The sequence below is a fragment of the Gordonia polyisoprenivorans NBRC 16320 = JCM 10675 genome (assembly GCF_000241325.1).
Lineage (GTDB): Bacteria > Actinomycetota > Actinomycetes > Mycobacteriales > Mycobacteriaceae > Gordonia > Gordonia polyisoprenivorans.
The window spans coordinates 1-19,657 of sequence record NZ_BAEI01000087.1 but is presented as its reverse complement, the minus strand read 5'-3'; the positions used below and the strand labels follow the sequence as shown (position 1 = coordinate 19,657).

18 protein-coding genes are annotated in these 19,657 nt (G+C 68.0%); 5 read left to right on the top strand and 13 right to left on the bottom strand.

Annotated features, from left to right (window positions below; genetic code table 11):
• Positions 1-53 precede the first annotated feature (53 nt).
• Positions 54-1,532: a hypothetical protein gene (locus GOPIP_RS23595; RefSeq protein ID WP_006372350.1), complete on the bottom strand. Its 1,479-nt coding sequence runs from the start codon at positions 1,530-1,532 to the stop codon at positions 54-56.
• Positions 1,533-1,936: 404 nt separating this feature from the next.
• Here GOPIP_RS23595 and GOPIP_RS23590 point away from each other — a divergent pair, with 404 nt between their 5' ends.
• Positions 1,937-2,500: a hypothetical protein gene (locus GOPIP_RS23590; RefSeq protein WP_006372349.1), complete on the top strand. Its 564-nt coding sequence runs from the start codon at positions 1,937-1,939 to the stop codon at positions 2,498-2,500.
• Between the two features lie 17 nt (positions 2,501-2,517).
• On the opposite strand, the gene GOPIP_RS23585 is transcribed toward GOPIP_RS23590, so the two are convergent.
• The 7 genes from GOPIP_RS23585 to ssd all read right to left on the bottom strand — a co-directional run bounded on the left by GOPIP_RS23585 (position 2,518) and on the right by ssd (position 7,401).
• Positions 2,518-2,883: an Rv3654c family TadE-like protein gene (locus tag GOPIP_RS23585; RefSeq protein WP_006372348.1), complete on the bottom strand. Its 366-nt coding sequence runs from the start codon at positions 2,881-2,883 to the stop codon at positions 2,518-2,520.
• 2 nt (positions 2,884-2,885) lie between these two features.
• Positions 2,886-3,299 (bottom strand): TadE family type IV pilus minor pilin, encoded by a 414-nt coding sequence (locus tag GOPIP_RS23580; protein WP_006372347.1) that lies wholly within the window; start codon positions 3,297-3,299, stop codon positions 2,886-2,888.
• The gene (locus GOPIP_RS23575; RefSeq protein WP_006372346.1) at positions 3,299-3,565 is read right to left on the bottom strand and encodes a DUF4244 domain-containing protein; all 267 of its coding nucleotides are present in this window, start codon (positions 3,563-3,565) and stop codon (positions 3,299-3,301) included. The genes GOPIP_RS23580 and GOPIP_RS23575 overlap by 1 nt, the downstream gene beginning before the upstream one ends.
• 81 nt (positions 3,566-3,646) lie before the next feature.
• A complete protein-coding gene (locus GOPIP_RS23570; RefSeq protein WP_006372345.1) occupies positions 3,647-4,279 on the bottom strand; it encodes a type II secretion system F family protein in 633 nt (210 codons plus the stop codon).
• Positions 4,280-4,322: 43 nt separating this feature from the next.
• Complete coding sequence (locus GOPIP_RS23565) at positions 4,323-5,156, bottom strand: type II secretion system F family protein (protein ID WP_006372344.1); 834 nt, start codon at positions 5,154-5,156, stop codon at positions 4,323-4,325.
• On the bottom strand, positions 5,153-6,322 hold the full coding sequence (locus GOPIP_RS23560; protein ID WP_006372343.1) for a TadA family conjugal transfer-associated ATPase: 1,170 nt from the start codon (positions 6,320-6,322) through the stop codon (positions 5,153-5,155). The genes GOPIP_RS23565 and GOPIP_RS23560 overlap by 4 nt, the downstream gene beginning before the upstream one ends.
• Complete coding sequence (gene ssd / locus GOPIP_RS23555; protein WP_035728821.1) at positions 6,319-7,401, bottom strand: septum site-determining protein Ssd; 1,083 nt, start codon at positions 7,399-7,401, stop codon at positions 6,319-6,321. Before ssd ends, GOPIP_RS23560 begins: the two co-directional genes overlap by 4 nt.
• Positions 7,402-7,871: 470 nt before the next feature.
• Between ssd and GOPIP_RS23550 the strand changes: the two genes are divergently transcribed.
• Entirely contained in the window at positions 7,872-8,708 is an 837-nt protein-coding gene (locus GOPIP_RS23550) for an HAD family hydrolase (RefSeq protein WP_006372341.1), read from the top strand.
• A gap of 524 nt (positions 8,709-9,232) precedes the next feature.
• On the opposite strand, the gene GOPIP_RS23545 is transcribed toward GOPIP_RS23550, so the two are convergent.
• The 5 genes from GOPIP_RS23545 to GOPIP_RS23525 all read right to left on the bottom strand — a co-directional run bounded on the left by GOPIP_RS23545 (position 9,233) and on the right by GOPIP_RS23525 (position 15,434).
• A complete protein-coding gene (locus tag GOPIP_RS23545) occupies positions 9,233-9,988 on the bottom strand; it encodes a Fic family protein (protein ID WP_006372340.1) in 756 nt (251 codons plus the stop codon).
• 75 nt (positions 9,989-10,063) lie between these two features.
• Positions 10,064-11,800 (bottom strand): dipeptide ABC transporter ATP-binding protein, encoded by a 1,737-nt coding sequence (locus tag GOPIP_RS23540; RefSeq protein WP_006372339.1) that lies wholly within the window; start codon positions 11,798-11,800, stop codon positions 10,064-10,066.
• A complete protein-coding gene (locus GOPIP_RS23535) occupies positions 11,797-12,819 on the bottom strand; it encodes an ABC transporter permease (RefSeq protein WP_006372338.1) in 1,023 nt (340 codons plus the stop codon). Before GOPIP_RS23535 ends, GOPIP_RS23540 begins: the two co-directional genes overlap by 4 nt.
• On the bottom strand, positions 12,812-13,738 hold the full coding sequence (locus tag GOPIP_RS23530; protein WP_006372337.1) for an ABC transporter permease: 927 nt from the start codon (positions 13,736-13,738) through the stop codon (positions 12,812-12,814). Before GOPIP_RS23530 ends, GOPIP_RS23535 begins: the two co-directional genes overlap by 8 nt.
• 97 nt (positions 13,739-13,835) lie before the next feature.
• Complete coding sequence (locus GOPIP_RS23525; protein WP_035728784.1) at positions 13,836-15,434, bottom strand: peptide ABC transporter substrate-binding protein; 1,599 nt, start codon at positions 15,432-15,434, stop codon at positions 13,836-13,838.
• Positions 15,435-15,890: 456 nt separating this feature from the next.
• Here GOPIP_RS23525 and acs point away from each other — a divergent pair, with 456 nt between their 5' ends.
• From acs to GOPIP_RS23510, 3 genes are all read left to right on the top strand, one after another.
• Positions 15,891-17,843, top strand: a complete 1,953-nt coding sequence (acs, locus tag GOPIP_RS23520; RefSeq protein WP_006372335.1) for an acetate--CoA ligase — start codon at positions 15,891-15,893, stop codon at positions 17,841-17,843.
• A 199-nt stretch (positions 17,844-18,042) separates the two neighbouring features.
• Complete coding sequence (locus GOPIP_RS23515) at positions 18,043-18,606, top strand: phage holin family protein (RefSeq protein WP_006372334.1); 564 nt, start codon at positions 18,043-18,045, stop codon at positions 18,604-18,606.
• A 3-nt stretch (positions 18,607-18,609) separates the two neighbouring features.
• Entirely contained in the window at positions 18,610-19,539 is a 930-nt protein-coding gene (locus tag GOPIP_RS23510) for an alpha/beta fold hydrolase (RefSeq protein WP_006372333.1), read from the top strand.
• Positions 19,540-19,657 lie beyond the last annotated feature (118 nt).

Here is a 19,657-nt window from a genome sequence, read left to right as displayed (position 1 = left end):
CGGATGCTCCCGCCCCGGGACACGGGGCGGGAGCACCAGCCGGTCGGGGCGTGTCAGGAGCCCGACGCGCCCTGCGCACTTCCGGCTCCGGCCGGCGACGCCGTCGCACCCGAAGTGGTGTGCGGCCCAGTCTGTTGCGGCCCACTCTGCTGCGGCCCGGTGGTGGCCGTCCCGCCCGATTGTGCGTCGGCGGACGCGGACGGCGTATCCCCGGACCGGGCACCCGCAAACTGGGCACCCTCAGACTGGGCACCCTCAGACTGGGCACCCTCAGACTGGGCGCCCGCGGGCTCGTCACTGCCCGTCTGCGAGTCGGCCGGTCCGCTACCCGTGGCGCCGCCGCTCGACCCGGTGCTCGCGGTCTCCGTTGCCGTGGCCGACTCCGGGGCCGTTGTCGAAGGTGCCGAGGCCGACTCGGACGGGGTGGATGCCGCCGGGGTGGATGCCACCGGGGTGGATGAGGGGTTGGATGACGGGGCGGGTGTGGCGTCCGCGGAATTCGCGCGCGTGTCGAGGGTGACCGCGGTGGTCGACGCCCCAACCGGAGCCCGCACGGCACTGATGTCGGTGGGCGAGGACGACGCGAGCGTGCGGGATACCGCCGATGAGGGTGCCGCCGGCGGGGTCAGTGCCGCAACGATGGTCTGCTGCAACGTTTGCCAGCTCTGCAACGAACCCGGCAGGATGAGCCGTCCGTCGTCGGTGAACGACCCCGGATTCAGCAGGCCGCCGGACTGAACGGTCAACCCGTTCAGTCCCACCAGGGGTGCGAGGCTCATCCCGTATCCGCCGTTGAGGATTCCGTCGAGCACGACCGCCGGTGCGCTGACCACGGCGTCGAGCGCCTTGGCCGGGTCGGCTGCCTGCACCGCGTCGATCACGTTCTGCACTGCCTGCACCAGTGCTCCACCACCGCTGAGCACCGGACTGAGCGGGACGAGTGCACCCGAGAGAATCATGTTCGGTAGCTGGTTGATGACATTCGCGAGGTTCTGCACCGGACCTGCCAGCGCCTGTTGGATCGCCGGGATGATCGGGCCGGACACCAGGTCGATTCCCGCGGTGATCGGCAGGATCGCCGCGGTCAGCACGGCATTGACCGCCGAGACCAGATCACCCTTGGCGAACCCCTCGGCCGCCTGCGCCAAGAGCTGCGGCACCTCGGTCTTGATCACTTCCAGCGCCGCGGGACCGAAAGTCCCCAGCGCCGATCCGAGAGCGGACAGATTGGCCTGCTGATTGCTGAGGATCTGCTCGAGGATCGGGAACGCTCCGGGCACGGCCCACTCTCGGGACGCCTCGAAGTTCGCCACCGCATCGGCAATGACCTGCTGATACATCTCCAATCCGGTCAGCTTGATCGACGTCGCCGCGCTGTCGATCGCATGGTGCACGTCATGGGTGATGGCCGGGGCGCCGGTGATGGCGAGTGGGGTGATCGCGATCGCCGCAGCGCCGACGAGCGCGATGCCGGTGGTCAGTCGTGGGCGCGGTCGCGTCGTCGTGACCTCGGGACTGCTGAGTGCGTGCACTGTCTTCTCCTCTCGGAACTGATGAATCGAAACGGGGTGGAGAACGACCGGAACGTCGTGGCCGACATGGCGACCGCCGTTCTTACCCGCCGGTAGCTTGCGCCGCCTCGCGCTCCGAAGGAAACCCCGATCACGTTTTTGTGGCCATATGACTCATATCTCATAACGGTGGCCACCTGGCGCCGATACATGCGATATCACCGCAGGTCAGCACCCATCGAGCGGTCGACACAGAGCGTGGCGTGCGGTGTGCGGACGAGACACATTCCGGACAAATGACTCATGCGCTCACGGGCTCTGCCGGCCCTCGGAACCGGACTTCGCCCGTGTGAATCATCAAGGCGGCTATCGCAATACCGCGTCGGATCGGTCCACATCATGGTTTTTCGGCGATAATCGGTGGCATGCACGAGAGGGATGGCGAGCCCGACCGCGACGCCCGCGGCCTCGCGTCGGCGCGCACGATCCTGCGGCCGTGCCCGGTGTACTTTCTGCTCGCCCGTCCGACCCGGGAACCCGACCGGATGCCGTCGACGATCGGTGAGAGCGACGTGTTCTTCTCGGAGGCCGAGGCACTCGACGCGCTCGACATCCACTACGCGTGGGCGTCGGTGAGCCTGGAGGACCCGGCCGTGGCCGATACCGCGCAATGGTATCTGCAGAGCGCCATGGTAGGGCCCCGGATCAGCCCGTCACTCGGCGAGGTGTACCTCGCGATCTCCGAGGGCTCCTCGGGTGATACCTGGGCAGCTGCGGGCGGCTTCCTCACCGAGGGTGAGGTGGTGCACTGGGCACCGTTCGTCACCGCGGTGCGCCCGCGAATCCGCACCGCGTACGGCGACGGCGTCCTGGAACTGGCCTACCGCGGCGATACGTCGGTGTATTTCGGTCAGGTGTGGTTCGCGCCGATGCATTCGGTGCGCGTGTACCCGAAGCGGATCATCGTCGGCGACGACGCCATCGGTTAGGGCACTTCGGGGTTGGTTCACTCCGCCGGACCCGCCCGCGCCGCCGCGGACGCGTCGCGAGAACCGAAGAGCCCCAGCGTGATCGGCACGCCAACCTCGACGACGACGTCGGTGCCGTCGGTACGACACCGACGCAGCACCACCGCCGAACGCTGATCGTCGATCACCTCCCGGGCGGTTGCGCACGCATCTGCGTCACCGGAGACGTGATCGATGGCGGCGGCGAGGGCCGCGAGGTCGGCGGCCGACTGCGCCCGGTGTCGGGCGATCACCGCCGCACCGACGTAGACCACCATCACCAGGACCGACACCACCCCGACGATGACGCCGGCCGCGGCGACGGTGGCATAGCCACGATCGTCACGGGCAAGGCGCACTAGCATTTTCACGGCGTCACCCCCGGCGCGATGTCGACTTGATCGGAGCCGTCCGGCTCCTTGGCCGCCACCGCCCGGGCCGACATCGTCAGCCCGGGCAGCGAGAGCACCCGGTCGGTGACCGAGACGACGACCTTGCCGCCCTGCTCGCTCACCGTGATGGTCGCGTCGGCGCCGACCAGCCGGGCTCCGGCGGCCCGCGCCCCCGCGTCACCGGCTGCGGTCAACCGCGCGACCTCACGTGCGGCGTCGGTGCACCGGATCTCGGCGATCACCGCACCGATCGCCCCGATGCCCAGGATCAGGACCGCCACGATCGCCGCAATCGCATACGCCGCCTCGACGGTGACCATGCCCGCGTCATCGTCCACGACATGTCGCAGCACGCCACGTCGCGCCACGCCCCGACGCCGCGCGCCCATCAGCTCACCGAGGTGTTGAGGGCCTTGTTGATGATCCCGGTGAGTGCGGAAACGATGTCGTTGCCGGTGACGACGGTGTAGAGGATCGCACCGAACGCCGCTGCCGCGATGGTGCCGATGGCGTATTCGGCAGTGCTCATCCCCTCCTCGTCGCTGATCAGGCGCAGCGTTTGAGCGTTCAGCCAATCGCCGGCAGCGCGCAAGCCGCGCGGATTCTCGATGGGGTCGGCGTGGTCGGGAGAGCTTTGATTCACGGTGTGTGACATGGTTTTTCCTTTCGGGGTTCGAACGTTGCGGTAATTGGACGCAGCGGGTGGCGATTTGGCTCCCTCCCGGCGCATGTTTTTCTAGAGACCTCCCAGGGTCTGCGACGCGAGGCCGATGACCACGGGAACGATGCCCAGGCAGATGAAGGCCGGCAGGAAGCACAAGCCCAATGGCCCGCTAACCATCACCCCGGCCCGCTCGGCGCGGGCCAGCGCTTCGTCGTGGGCACGCCGGCGGACCTGTTCGGCGAGTTCGCCGACCCCGTCGGCCAGCGCCGACCCGGCTCGCGCCGACCGTCGGGCGAGCATCGTCAGATCCGCGAAACAGTCTGCGCCGAGGTCGGTCGACGGTGCCCGCGGCCGACGTCGCCGGGCATCCGGCGACACCTCGGGAGCAGCCCAGGCCCGGTCCGGGTCGGCGCCGAGTTCGAGGAGCTCGGCGGTCGAGGTCAACGGCCGCGCCAGGGACGGCGGCGCACTCGACGCCGCGACCCGGATCGCCTGCGCCACCGGCAGTCCGGCGCGCAGGCACACCGCGAGCAGGTCCAGTGCGGCCGCGGTGGCGAACGGATCCGCCCCGGGGTCACCCACCCCGAGGAATCGTGGTTCCCGGGTAGGCGGTGCGGGCAGATCGATCACCCGGTGGAGACGCCATCGCGCGGCCGGCCAGATCCAACAGGCGACGGCCACCAGGAGCACGGCCACGGCCTTCACCGGGCCTCCCTCTCGACCAGCGCGCCCTTGCGCAGACCGCCGCTCACGGTGCCACCACCTTCGCGGCGATGCGATCTGCCCAGAGCAGCCCACTCGCGACCAGAGCGGTACCGACGACGAGGAGGATTCCACCGAGCCCACCGCCCAGCAGGGTCGACAACGGTTGCGCACCGGTGGCCTGCCCGAGCGCGATGCCGAGGACCGGGAGTCCGGCGAGGACAGTGGCGGTGGCACGGGGACCGGCCATTCCGGCCCGCGTCCGTTCGACGAAGGCCTTGCGGGCCAACAGATCCGAGCGCACCGAGCCCAGCAGATCGGCCAGCGGCAGCCCGTGAGCCTCCGACGTCTGCCAGGCCACGGCGATACGCTGCCAGGATTCGTCGGCGCCGTGCGCTGCGGTCGGGTCGATCAGGATGCCACCTCCGAGCTCAGCGCGGCCGGCCAGCATCGACAACGCCGAGGCCACCGAATCCGCCTGTCCGGTAACGCCATCCCTGGTAGCGTCGGCCATGGCCGACATCTCCGCCGCAGCGGCCGCACAGGCATGGGCGGGTGGCGCACCGACCGAGAGCTCGGCGATCATCAGCGACAGCGCGGTCAACAGATCATCTCGTCGCGCGTCGGCCTGCTCGGCGGCCCGGCGGCGATGAGCCCGCCATCCGTACACGCCGGCCACGAGTCCCGCAGCGACCGCCGCAGCGATACCGCCGACCAGCAGCGCACCGCAGATCCCGATCGGCACGACGATCCGTCGCAATGTCGGGACTCCCGTGGTGGAGCGGGTGTGCCGCCCGCCCAGTGGCCGGAGCCGGTGGGCGGCGCGCGGTGCGCCCGACCACAGCACCGCACACGCCGAGGCAAGCAGGATCACCGTCATCGGATCGCGACCATCTCGTCGAAAAGCGCTCGGTGCGAAGTGAATCCGACGCTGCGCAACCAGATCGGCACAACGGTGACCAGGCCATCGGCACCGCGACGCAGCACACCGATCTCGGACAGACCACGCGTCCCGTCGACGTTGCGGGCGACGCCGAGGACGATGTGGACGGCTGCGGCGAGCTGGCTGTGCAGGGCGTCGCGGCCCATCCCACCCAAGGCGGCGAGCGCCTCCATCCGCGCGGGCACCTCGGCGGTCGAGTTGGCGTGCAGGGTGCCGCCGCTGCCGTCGTGACCGGTGTTCAGGGCGGTCAGCAGATCGATCACCTCCGCACCCCGGACCTCGCCGAGAATGATCCGGTCGGGCCGCATCCGCAGCGCCTGGCGCACCAGGACCCGTACCGCAACCTCGCCCGCCCCTTCGACATTCGCCGTTCGCGCCACCAGTCGCACCACGTGCGGGTGGGTCGGCGTCAGTTCGAGCGCGTCCTCGACGCACAGGACCCGTTCGGTGGCGCCCATCTGTCCGATCAACGCACCGAGAAGCGTTGTCTTGCCCGACCCGGTGCCGCCGATGATCAGAAACGACAACCGGGCACGCAGCACCTCACCCACGACTTCGGCCGCCTCGGCCGGAATCGCACCGGAGGCCACCATCGCGTCGAAACCCATTCCGGCACTGCGTAGTACGCGCAGCGACAAACATGTGCCGTCGGCGGCCAACGGGGGGATCACCGCGTGCAGGCGGACCGTGTATCCCCGGCGTCCGACATTCGACAACTGCCCGTCGACCCAGGGCTGGGCGTCGTCGAGCCTGCGCCCTGCGCCCAACGCCAGCCGTCCGGCCAGCCTGCGGACCGCCGCGTCGTCGTCGAAGGTGATCCCCGAGAGTTCCAGTCCGGCACCCCGATCCACCCATACCCGGTGCGGGCCGACGACGAGGATGTCGGCGATCCCCGGCTCGGCCAGGAGTTCTTCGAGCCGGCCGGCGCCGGTCAACTCGGTCTGCAGGTACCGCAGCGCGGCGAGGAGATCGGTGTCGCCGAGCACCCCACCCGCCTCGGCGCGTATCGCGTCGGCGATCACCGCCGCCGTCGGCTCCACCGCCTCCGACGCCAACCGCGAACGCACCCGATCCAGCAGCGCCTCGTCGGTGTGCGCGCTCATCCGGCCCGCCCCGTCCCGACGGCCCCGACACCGACACCGACACCGAGGGCCCCGTACACCGCTCGTGCCGCCCGCCCCAGGGGACTGCGCGCACCGATCCCGGGTCGTCCACTCTCCAGCCGCGCCGGCAGTCGCGGGTCCGGCCGGTAGGCGGCCAGCAATCGCAGGTCGGCGGCCTCGGCGATCTGCGGGGCACGCAGCCCGCCCGGCGAGGGACCGCGCACGACGAGCGCGAGATCGGCGGCGTCGGTGAGCAACCGGTCGGCGATCTGGCGGGCGGCGGCACAGCCGACGACGGTCGGTGAGGTCACCAGGACGACGAGATCCACCGACTCGACGACGCCGCGGACGACGGCGGTGTCGGCGCGGGGCAGGTCGACGACCACCAGATCACCGTGCGAGCGGCCGGCGTCGATGGTGGCGAGCACCGCGTCGGCGTGAACCGGGCGGGAATCGTCGCGACGGCCGGTGAGCACCGCGATCCGGTCGTCGACCCGTGGCAGGGCGCGGTGCAGCGCATGTCCGTTGACCGCTCCGCCCTCCAGCGTCAGATCCGGCCATCGCAACCCCGGCCGGTCCTCGATGCCGAGGATGAGGTCGAGACCGCCACCGAGGTCGTCGGCGTCGAGCAGCAGCACCTGCTCACCGGCGTCGCCGGCGGCCGTTGCCACCGCAGCGGCCAGCACCGACGCCCCGGCCCCGCCGTGTGCACTCATCAGCGCGACGCCGCCGCCGGTGGCCCGTCGTGGCGTACGCAGCTCGGTCAGCGTGCGCACCAGATGGCCCTCGTCGGCCGGCAACAGGGCGGCGTCACCGGCGCCGAGGTCCATCGCCGAACGCCAGACGTCGGCCGGGGGCGCGGTGTCGGCGACCAGCAGCACCCCGGCTCGCCGCGGCACCGAGGTGGAGACCAAGGCGGCGACCGCGGGTGGGTCGACGACGACCGCACGAGACCGCAGCCACTCGGCGCGGCAGGTCGCGGGATCGCCGAGAACCAGCCGATAGCCTGCGGCCGCGGCACACCGGGCGACGTCGTCGCGCAGATCGTCGTCGACGAGGGCGAGGAGGGCTTCGGACATGAGCGCCATCGTGGCCGATTCCGGCGTCATCGTTCTGTGTACACGTGCGCGGAGGGTCTCAGCCTGTGGACGCAGCCGGTTCTGTGGAGAACCCACCGCGTCAGCGATAACAGCAACGCGCCTGCGAGAACGGCAATGGCAAGACGGGAATCGGCGAGCTGACTTGCTCCAGATAGAGGACAACCCCGGCCAGGGGGGGAGGAGGCCGGGGTCGTCGCGCTTCAGCCCCGGGGGGTCGGGCTGAAGGGCACCGGTCCGAAGACCGGGTACCCACGACTATACACGTTCGCACGACACTCGCAAACAACTCGCGAAACCCGACACAACATCGCCCATTCGTCTCACTGCCTGCAGGTTTGTTGTCCTGTACGAATGACTCACAGCGGCGATGGCCACCGGCTGCGGCTTGCATCGTGCGAGATAGCCCAAGTCGACTTACAACATCGCAGAACTACAGTACGATGCCCGAAATGAGCGATGATCGCCCGGGTGTCCAGGAGACGCCGCCGGTCGCCGCATTCTTCGACCTCGACAAGACCGTCATCGCGAAATCCTCGGTTCTCGCCTTCAGCCGGCAGTTCTTCACCGAGGGCCTGCTCGACACCCGAACGTTGCTTCGTTCGGCCGTGACACAGTTGAGCTTCGCCCGCTCGGCCGCCGACGCCGACCACGTCGAGCGACTGCGCCGGCACATCACCACGATGTGTCAGGGATGGGATGTCTCGGAGGTTAACCGGATCGTCGCGGAAACCCTCGACGATGTCGTCCGGCCGCTCGTCTACAGCGGTGCGGTCGACCTCATCGACGCACACCGGCAGAAGGGACACGCCGTCGCGTTGGTCTCGGCGTCGGGGCAGGAGATGGTCGAGCCGATCGGCGTGATGTTGGGCGTCGATCACGTGCGTGCGAGCCGGATGCACATCACCGACGGCCACTACACCGGCGACCTCGATTTCTACTGCTACGGCGAGCAGAAGGCCGCGGCCATCCTGCAGATCGCGCAGGAGCACGGTTACGATCTCGACCTCTGTTATGCGTACTCGGATTCGGTGACCGATCTGCCGATGCTCGAGGTCGTCGGGCGGCCCACGGTGGTGAACCCCGACAAGCACTTACGCCGGCACGCCGAGGACAACGGCTGGCCGATCCTCGACTTCGACCGCGAGCCGGACCCCTCGTTCGCCACCGCGCCGGCGCTGGCCGCGGCGGTGGCCCTGGGGATCGGCGCCGCGGTGGGATGTGGCGTCGGAATCCGTCTCACCAGGCCTCGACGCACCGCCACGGCGAGCGTCGGCCTGCACCTCTGAAGCGCCGTAAACCGTTGCACCAGTGCACCAGTCGTCGGTGATGTGAACGCCACCGAACGTTGACACGCTTGAGTCTTGATGTGATTGCGATCACGGTGTACAAAGGTCATACGGAATCTCGGAAGGCAAAGTTCGCCCCGGAAGAGAAGGAGCGGGCCCCCATTCCGAGCACTTCCCAGCACGAGCGGCAAGTACCCACGCGGAGCGCGCCGCATAAGGCACAAGTGTTGTGCGCCTGCGACATCGCGGCCATGTGAACGGCTACCCTCGACGGCAGCGCCCCGACCCTCGGACAGCGCCGACGACATCATTGATGGCGTCGTGATGGGACGAGATTGGCAGCGCCGGAACGGTATCGGACAGATGTCCGTGGTCAATCGCCGAGGCGGTAACCACAACCCACCAAGCACGCTTGGTAGCTTTCGTTCGTGCTATGCGGGCGGCGACCCGGTTTTCGAACCGGATCGCCGCCCGCAGTGTTGTGTGGGCCCAGTGTCGTGTGGGCCCGGTGTTTGTCTGCCCGGTCAGCCGGCCCGTGCGGCGTCGGCGATCGACTTCGCTTCTGCCGCACCGGCGGTGAGCGCCTGGCAACAGAAGACGATCCACTCCCCCAGCGCTTCGGCGCGGCCGGTGCCGAAGGCCTGCGCCAGGACGCGATAGTCGGCGACCCGCCGCAGCCATGTCACCTCGGGGACGCCGAGATTGTGCGGATCGAGACCCGACGACGTGCACACCAGCCGAGACGCAGCACGGGCGACGATCCCGTTGGCGGATCGAAAGGCGTTCAGGCTCAGCAGTTCCCCGTGGACGACGGCGGCGAGGACCGGCGCACCCACCCTGGTGCCGCCGGTGATCAGCTGGCTCAGCAGATCCAGGCGGGTCGCGACGTCGGCATCGGCGCGCGGGCGGCCGAGCTCGTCGGGATCGTCGATGAGATCGGCGGCGGCGAGCATGTGCAGGCGAGCGAAGGCCTGTGCGGGAGCACGCCGGAATACCGAGGTGAGGCTTTCCAGCGAGTCGCCGTCGAGGGCCTGGGCCACGCGCATGGCACCGGCGAGGAGCGGATCGTCGAAGTCGCCGTCGCGACGCAGCTCGACGCTGCCGCCGTCGATGGCCGCCGACGACCGTCCGGCTCGCCAGGACGCCTCGGTGGCCGTCTTGTCCCAGCCACGCAGGTTCGCCGGATGCCGGTGTACCGCGCCCAGGGCGTCGCGCGCGGCGTCGGCCGCGGCGGCCACCCCGGGCAGGTCGGCGAGCGGTGCGAGCGGGTCGGAGGTCATCCGAACACCATAATCCGCACCGCCGGACCGACCCGCCCGGGCTGTCGCGCAGCTGACCGTCGGTGATGGCGACCGTCAGGCCACGCTGCCCCCGAGGGGGATCGACCGGCCGGGGATCGCCTCGAGCAACTTGCGCGTGTATTCCTCGCGCGGCGCGGCGAAGATCGCGTCGGCCGAACTGTGTTCGACGACGCGTCCCTTCTCCATCACCAGCACGTCGTCGGCGATCTGGCGGACCACCGCGAGGTCGTGGGTGATGAACAGGTAGGTCAGCCCCATCTCGTTCTGCAGATGATCGAGCAGGGTCAGGATCTGATCCTGGACCAGCACGTCGAGCGCCGAGACCGCCTCGTCACACACCACGACCTCCGGCTCGAGAGCCAACGCCCGCGCGATCGCCACGCGCTGGCGCTGCCCACCGGAGAGTTCGTTGGGGTAGCGATGCATCGCCGACGCCGGGAGTGCGACCCGGTCGAGCAATTCACGCACCCTCTTCTCCCGCGAGGCCTTGTCGCCGATCTTGTGCACCCGCAACGGCTCCTCGATCACCCGGTAGATCGAGAACATCGGGTCGATGGAGCCGTACGGATTCTGGAACACCGGTTGGATACGACGCCGTAACGCCAGTGCCGACCGGCCGCGGACCGTCGAGACGTCGGTGCCGTCGAACTCGACACGACCCGACGTCGGCGCCAGCAGGCCGAGCACCATCTGCGCCACTGTCGACTTACCCGATCCGGACTCTCCGACGATCGCGGTGGTGGTGCCGCGCGGCACCGAGAATCCGACGTCGTCGACCGCGCGGAACGGGGTCGATTGCCACGGCACCTTGCCGCGCACCGGGAAGTCCTTGACCAGTTTGTCGGCGACGATGAGGGCATCGGAATCGGTTGTCGGCGCGCTGCTCTCGACGACTTCGGCCTCCGCATCCGGCCCGCCGGGGCGCGGTGTCGTCGTCGCCCGCATCCTGCGCCGGGCGGCCAACGAGGGTGCGGCCTGCACGAGCCGCCGGGTGTAGGCGTGCTGCGGATGCTGCAGGATCTCGGTGGCCGGACCCGATTCGACGACCTTGCCGCGGTACATGACGACGATGTGATCGGCGCGCTCGGCGGCCAATCCGAGGTCGTGCGTGATGAGCAGGACCGCGGTGCCGAGTTCGTCGGTGAGCCCGTCGAGGTGATCGAGGATCTGTCGTTGCACCGTCACATCGAGGGCCGAGGTGGGCTCGTCGGCGACCAGGAGTTTCGGGCGGCATGCCAGACCGATCGCGATGAGCGCGCGCTGGCGCATACCCCCGGAGAACTCGTGGGGATACTGATTCATCCGGGATGCGGCGTCGGACATGCCCGCCTCTTCGAGGACCTCAGCGGCACGCTTCTTGGCGGCGGCACCCTTGGCGACCTTGTTGACCTCGATCGCCTCGCGAACCTGGAATCCCACCTTCCACAACGGGTTCAGGTTCGACATCGGGTCCTGTGGGACCAGACCGATTCCGGTGCCGCGCAAGTGGTCGATCTGCTTCTTCGACGCGGTCGTGAGATCCATGCCGTCGAACATGATGGTGCCGCCGGTGATCCGGCCCGTTCCGGGCAACAGGTCGAGCACCGCGTTGGCGGTGGTGGTCTTGCCCGAGCCGGATTCGCCGACCACGGCGACGGTTTGGCCGGGATAGACACGCAGATTCACCCCCGACACCGCGCGCGTCGGGTTCTTCGCGCTCCCGAAGGACACCTCGAGGTCCCGGATCTCCAACAGCGGGGCGACGGCGCCTGCGGTGGCGCCGGTCTCGGCGGTGGTGGGTTGTTCGGTCATCGTGTCCTCGATTTCGGGTCGAGCGAATCGCGCAGGGCATCACCCATGAGCATGAAGCTCAGAACCGTGAGGGCAAGTGCGCCTGCGGGATACAGCAGGATCGGATTGCCCGACCGCAGCAGACTCTGACCGGCGGCGATGTCGATACCCCAGGAGACCGCCGTGGAGGGCAGCCCGATGCCGAGGTAGGACAACGTCGCCTCGGTCACGATGAACACACCGAGGGACACCGTACAGGTGACGATCACCGGGCCGAGTGCATTCGGCACCACGTGCGAGAACACGATGCGCCGCCGAGAGGCTCCCAGTGATGTTGCCGCGGTGATGAATTCGTTGTTCTTGATCGATATGGTCGCGCCGCGGGCGATGCGCGCGATCTGCGGCCAGCCGAAGACGGCGAGGATCGCCACCACCGTCCACACCGTCCGGTGGGTGAACATCTGCATGATCACGATCGCCGCCAGGATCAGCGGCAGCGCGAAGAAGACGTCGGTGACCCGCGACAGCAGTACGTCGAGCCACCCGCCGAGATAGCCGGCGAGGACCCCGATCAGACCACCGACGACGAAGACCAGCAACGTGGTGCACACGCCGACGATCACCGAGTCGCGGGCCCCGAAGATGGTGCGTGCGTATATGTCACAGCCCTGCAGGTCGGTGCCGAACCAATGCGACGAACTCGGCGGCAACAGGCTGTTGCCGCCCTGGCAGTAGCGCGGGTCCTGATGGGCGAACAGCGACGGGAACAGGCAGATCAGGATCACCAGGATGATCATGATGGAGGCGACGATGAAGGTCGGACTGGTCCGCAGCTGCAGCCAGGCGCCCTTCCAGAAACCGGCGGAGGCGCCGGTGTCGCGGACCGGGTCGGCATCGAGGACCTCGACCTCGTCGTCAGGGGCGACGAAGCGGTGTTGGCCCGGCAACGGACGCCCCGAAGGGTCGCTCTCGCCGAGGGTTTCGGCGTCCGAGCGCAGGACCTCGGCCTCGGATTCGGGTGGGAAGAAACTGTCAGGCATAGCGGATCCTCGGATCGATCACGGCGTAGAGTAGGTCGACGACCAGGTTCGCCACGAGGTAGATGAGTACGAGCACGGTGACGATCGACACCACCGTGGGTGCCTCACCGAGACTCACACTGCGGAAGATGGTCTGACCGATCCCGTTGATGTTGAAGATGCCCTCGGTGACCACCGCACCGGCCATCAGGGCGCCGAGATCGACGCCGAGGAAGGTGATCACCGGGATCAGCGAGTTACGCAGGATGTGCACGATCACCACCCGCGGACGGGAGGCACCCTTGGCCGTCGCGGTCCGCACGAAGTCGGCAGAAGAGTTCTCCGCCACCGAATTACGGGTCAATCGTAAGACGTAGGCGAACGACGCCGACGCCAGCACGAAGGCCGGTAGCCACAGGTGTGCGAGGTCGTCGTTGGCCCCGACGGTCACCGGTGCGATCCCCCACTTCACCCCGAAGAGGAACTGGGCGATGAAGCCGATCACGAAGATCGGGACCGCGATGACCACCAGGCTCGCGAACAGCACCGTGGCATCGAACCATCCGCCGCGGCGCAGGCCGGCGATCACGCCGAACAGGATGCCGAACACGGCCTCGATGATCAGCGCGAAGATCGCGAGCCGGATGGTGACCGGAAAGGCCTGGGCCATCACGTCGGCAACGGGTCGTCCGGAGAAGGACAGGCCGAGGTTGCCGGTGAAGATACCGCTCAGATAGTGCCAATATTGTTGGAAGAAGCCGTCGTTGAGGTGATATTGCTCCCGGATCTGTTCGCGGACCGCGGGGGTCAGCGGTTTGCCGCCACCCATCGCCGCGGTCGGATCGCCCGGCAGGCTGAACACCATGAAGTAGAGCAGCAGCGTGGCCCCGAAGAAGACCGGGATCAGCTGGAGAACTCGTCGGATTGTGTACCAGAGCATGTCAATTCGTCTCTCGTGCGCAGCATCGACCCACCCGACGGGGTACCGGTCATCACCGTGCGGTGACGACCGGTACCCGCCGAACGGGTGGGATGCCTCAGCCCTTGGTCAGGTTCGGGTAGTCGGGGAGGTTGTTCCAGGTGATGGTTCCCTTGACCCCCTGGGCCAGACCCATTGTGGAGACGTAGTCGAACAGCGGGATCGCCGGCAGGTCCTGCAGCAGGATCTGCTGAGCGCCGTTGGCCGCCTTGTAGGCCGCCTCGTTGGTCGGCTGCGCGAGCGCGTTGTTGATCGCCGCGTCGAACTGCGGGTTGGAGTAGTCGCCGTCGTTGGCACCGGCCCCGGTCACATAGATCGGGTACAGGAACTCCAGCATCGACGGATAGTCACCCTGCCAGCCGGTACGGAAGGCGGTCTTGATGGTCCGTGCGTTGATCTCCGAGCGCAGCTGCTTGAAGGTCGGCACCGACTCACCGTGGGCGTCGATACCCAGCGTGTTCTTGATGTCGTTGGAGGCCGCGTCGATCCACTCCTTGTGGCCGCCATCGTAATTGGAGGCGATCACGAAGCTCCCCGACCACGGGGCGATGGCGTTGGCCTGCGCCCACAACTGCTTGGCCTTGGCGGCGTTGTAGTCGAGCACGTCGGAGCCGGGGATGTTGGCGTCGTATCCCGGCAGCGACGACGAGGTGAAGTCATGGGCCGGGGCCCGGGTACCGGCGAAGATGTTCTCGGAGATCTGCGGACGGTTGATGGACATCGAGATCGCCTGTCGCCGTAGGCGGCCCTCCTCACCGGAGAAGTGCGGCAGGGTCTCCGGGATGGTCATCGTCAGGCTGTAGGCGACGGGCTTGTTGACGACCTGCGACTCGCCGAGATCCTTCTTGTAGGTACGCAACGCCGAGGTGGGGATGATCTCGAGGGCGTCGAGGTTGCCCGACTGCAGGTCGCTGTATGCGGCGTCGGGATCCTGGTAGGCGACGAAGGTGATGCCCTTGTTTTTCGCCTTGTCGGGACCGGGATAGTCCGCCTTGGCCTCGACGTCGATCTTCTGGTTGTGCTGCCAGTCGACGAACTTGTAGGGGCCGTTGCCAATCGGCTTCTGACCGAAGGCGTTGATGTCCTTGAAGGCGACATCGGGCAGCGGCTTGAACGGGGTGAATCCGAGGCCGAGCTTGAAGTCGATGTTGGGCTGCTTGAGGGCCACGGTGAAGGTGTAGTCGTCGACGACCTTCAGTCCGGACATGGTCTTGGCCGTCGGCTTCTCCGCGGCGACCTGGTCATAGCCCTCGATGGGCTCGAAGAAGCTCTGCTGCTTCTGGGCGTTGGGCGTGTAGGCACCGAAGTTCCAGGCGTCGACGAAGTTGTGCGCCTTCACCTCGGTACCGTCGTCGAACTTCCACCCCTTCTTGATGGTGATGGTGTAGTTCTTGTTGTCGGCGGTCTCCAGCTTGTCGACCATCGCCGGGCGCGGATTGCCTTGTGCGTCATAGGCATACAGGCCGGTGAAGAGTGCGTCGACGACGCGGCCGCCGATGTTCTCGTTGGTCGTGGTGGTGATCAGACCGGTTTCCGGCTCACCGCCGTACACCCGGATGTAACCGTTGGAGTCGTCCGACGAACTCCCGCATGCGGATAAGACGCCGGCGGCCACCACGGCCGCACCCAACGCCACCCAGATCTTCCTCAGTTTCACTCGCTATCGCCCTCCGAGGCACGCCGGTGGTAACCGGCAATATTCGACGCCGGAAGGCGCTGTACTACACCTCCGGCCGGACTTCTGCATTGCACGCGCAGCATCGTGGACCGCGCGTGGACGTGGACGTACCCGATCCTGACGGGATCGTGGCCGGAAGCTGTCAACAACCTGACCGGGAGGTAACCATACCCACGAGTCATCGGGCCGTCTCGGCGAACGGCCATTTTTCTTCGCACTGCAAACAGGCACTCCGGCAAAACGCGCAGAGCCGACGACAGGCCACACCGACCCCCACGAACCGACCGCTCGACGACGAGCGCGCACCTTTCGTCGCCCCGCCACCTGCAACGGGCATCCAACGTGACTACCCTCACAATGAGGATCTCGTGGCAGCCGGCTCACGTGCGGCTGCCACGCGCGATGTTGTTGCCGACCAGTGAAAGGCCAGCTCAGATGACCACTTCCGCTTCCGACACCACTCCCGGTTACCCGCCGTCGGAGGAGTTCGCGGCGCAGGCCAACGGCACCGCCGAACTGTACGACCGGGCCGAGGCCGATCGTCTGGAGTTCTGGGCGGAGCAGGCGCGACGGCTGGAATGGGACACCGATTTCGGGGAGGTCCTCGACTGGTCGGACGCCCCGTTCGCCAAGTGGTTCGTCGGCGGCAAGCTCAATGTCTCGGTCAACTGCGTCGACCGCCATGTCGCCGCGGGCAAGGGCGATCGCGTCGCGATCCACTGGGTCGGCGAGCCCGGTGATCACCGCGACATCACCTACAGCCAGCTCAAGGACGAGGTCAGCCGCGCCGCGAACTACTTCACCGCGATCGGATTGACCGCCGGAGACCGCGTCGCGATCTACATGCCGATGGTCCCTGAGGCACTGATCTCCATGCTCGCCTGCGCGCGACTGGGCCTGACCCACTCGGTCGTGTTCGCCGGATTCTCCTCGGGCGCACTGCGTTCCCGCGTCGACGACGCCCAGGCCAAACTCGTCATCACCACCGACGGCCAGTACCGTCGCGGTAAGCCCGCACCGCTGAAGACCGCCGTCGACGAGGCCCTCGGCACCGGCGACGACGCCGCGGAATCGGTCGAGAAGGTCCTCGTGGTGCGCCGCACCAACCACGACGAGAACCTGCCGTGGGTCGACGGCCGCGACGTCTGGTGGGAGGACACCGTCGCCGAGCAGTCCCCCGAGCACACCCCGGAGGCCTTCGACGCCGAACACCCGCTGTTTCTGCTCTACACCTCGGGCACGACCGGCAAACCCAAGGGCATCGTGCACTCCTCGGGCGGCTACCTCACCCAGGCGTCCTACACCTTTCACTACGTCTTCGACCACAAGGAAGGCCGCGACGTCTTCTGGTGCGGCGCCGACATCGGCTGGGTGACCGGCCACTCCTACCTGGTGTACGGCCCGCTGTCCAACGGCGCCACCGAGGTCGTCTACGAGGGCACCCCCAACTCCCCCAACGAGCACCGCCACTTCGAGATCATCGAAAAATACGGCGTCACCATCTATTACATCGCGCCGACACTGATCCGCACCTTCATGAAGTGGGGCCGGGAGATCCCCGACGCCCACGACCTGAGCTCGGTGCGACTGCTCGGCAGCGTCGGCGAACCGATCAATCCCGAGGCGTGGAAGTGGTACCGCGAGGTCATCGGCGGCAACTCCGCGCCGATCGTCGACACCTGGTGGCAGACCGAGACCGGCGCGATCATGATCAGCCCGCTGCCCGGGGTGACCGTCACCAAACCCGGCTCGGCGATGGCTCCCCTGCCCGGTATCTCGGCGAACATCGTCGACGACGACGCCAAACCGGTCGGCGCGGGTGAACAGGGCTACCTCGTCCTCGACAAGCCGTGGCCGTCGATGCTGCGCGGGATCTGGGGCGACGACGACCGCTACCGCGAGACCTACTGGTCCCGCTTCGCCGAACACGGCTGGTACTTCGCCGGCGACGGCGCCCGCTACGACGAGGACCACGCCCTGTGGGTGCTCGGTCGCGTCGACGACGTCATGAACGTCTCCGGCCACCGGATCTCCACCGCCGAGGTCGAATCCGCCCTCGTCGGGCACTCCGGCGTCGCCGAAGCCGCGGTCATCGGCGCCGCCGACGAGACCACCGGCCAGGGCATCGTCGCCTTCGTCATCCTGCGCGAGGGCATCGAGAACACCGGCGACGAGCTGATCGCCGAACTGCGCCAACAGGTGTCGATCGAGATCTCCCCCATCGCCAAACCCCGCGAGATCAACGTCGTACCCGAACTCCCCAAGACACGCTCGGGCAAGATCATGCGCCGCCTGCTCAAGGACGTCGCCGAGGGACGCGAACTCGGCGACACCTCCACCCTCGTCGACCCCTCGGTCTTCGAGGCGATCCGCGCGAAGAAGGCCTGATCGGGCCGGAGACCGCCTGCGGCGAGAAGCGCTGCACGGCCCGCGAGATGCGCCACCGGGTGCCCCAACCCGGTGGCGCATCTCGCGTGTCGGCACCTGCCCGTCGGTCGGTGACGAGGCCGCGCCCGCGGGCGGCACTGACCACCTCGATCGGCCGACATGGCAACATATGCCCCATACCCCAGATACGGAGGATGCTGTGAGCCGAAACGAGAACGGCCGGTCTGCACCAGGAGGACGTCCGGTCCCCTCGATCCCCCTGTCCGACGCCGACCTCGGGCCCAAGGGCGAGCCGAGCATCGGCAACCTGGTCAAGGACGCGACCGCGAGCGTGTCGACGCTCGTCCGTTCCGAGGTGGCGCTGGCCAAGTCCGAGCTGGTCGCGGAGGCCAAGAAGGCCGGGGCCGGCACCGGCGCGCTCGCCGTGGCCGGGGTGACCGCACTGTATGCGAGTTTCTTCTTTTTCTTCTTCCTCGCCGAACTCCTCAGCGAGTGGCTGCCGCGCTGGGCGGCGTTCCTCATCGTGTTCGGACTGCTGGTCGTCATCACCATCGTGGTCGCGATCGCCGGCTACCTCTTCTTCAAGAAGATCCGCGGACCGAAGAAGACCATCGAGACCGTCAAGGAGATCCCGTCGGTGCTGCCCAAGTCGGGCCCGCCGGCCGCGGATCGTTCCAAGATCGCGGTGCCCGACGACGCTGCCGCCGCGACCGTGTCGGCCACGGCCGAGCATCCACGGATCCCGCCCGCCCGCGAGGGCTGAGCGATGGCCGCGCCCGACCCGTCGAGCGTTCGGCTCCCCGGCGTCTGGCGGCATCTCGACGTCCGCGCGAACGGCCTGCGGTTTCATGCCGTCGAGGTCGACGAGCCGATCGCGGATCGGCCACTGGTGTTGCTGCTGCACGGTTTTGGCGAGTTCTGGTGGAGTTGGCGTCATCAGCTGACCGCGTTGACCGAGGCCGGTCATCGGGCGGTGGCGGTCGACCTGCGCGGATACGGCGACACCGACAAACCGCCGCGCGGCTATGACGGGTGGACGCTGGCCGGTGACACCAACGGCCTCGTCCGCGCACTCGGGCACACCGACGCCACCCTGGTCGGGCACGCCGACGGCGGTCTGGTCTGCTGGGCGACGGCCACCTTGCACCCCCGCGCGGTGTCCCGCATCGCGGTGATCGCCTCACCGCATCCCCGGTCCCTGCGCCACGACGTGTTGCTGCGCGGACCGCAACGCACCGCGTTCCTCCCGAACTTCCTGCGCAATCAGCTCCCCCGGTCGGCCGAGGCGCGCCTGACCCGCCGCGACGGCGCCTTCATCGCTCGGTATTTCGATCAGCGCGCGGGCAGCGCATGGCGCGGCACCGACGACTACGCGCAGACCATCGGTCTCAACCGCTCGGCCATCCAGATTCCCTACGTGGCGCATTCGAGTCTGGAATACCAGCGCTGGGCCTTCCGGTCGCAGTTCCGCCCCGACGGCATCCGGTTCATGCGTCTCATGCACCGCAGACTGCACATCCCGACGATGGCGCTGCGCGGTGCCGACGATCCCTACATCACCGACCATGCGATGCGTGAGAGCCGCGAGTGGGTGGACCATCTCGACGTCAGGGAGATCCCCGCCAGCGGGCACTTCGCGCATCAGGAACAGCCGGACGCGGTCAACGCGGCGCTGCTCGAGTTGCTGGGTTCCTGAGCCCGGCCTCACCGACGGCCGCCGATCACCTGCTGCCGGGCTCACCTACTGCCGGGATCACCTACTGCCGGGATCACCCGGGCCGGCGGTGTGGTCGCGATGTCCGTGTGTGCGCCGT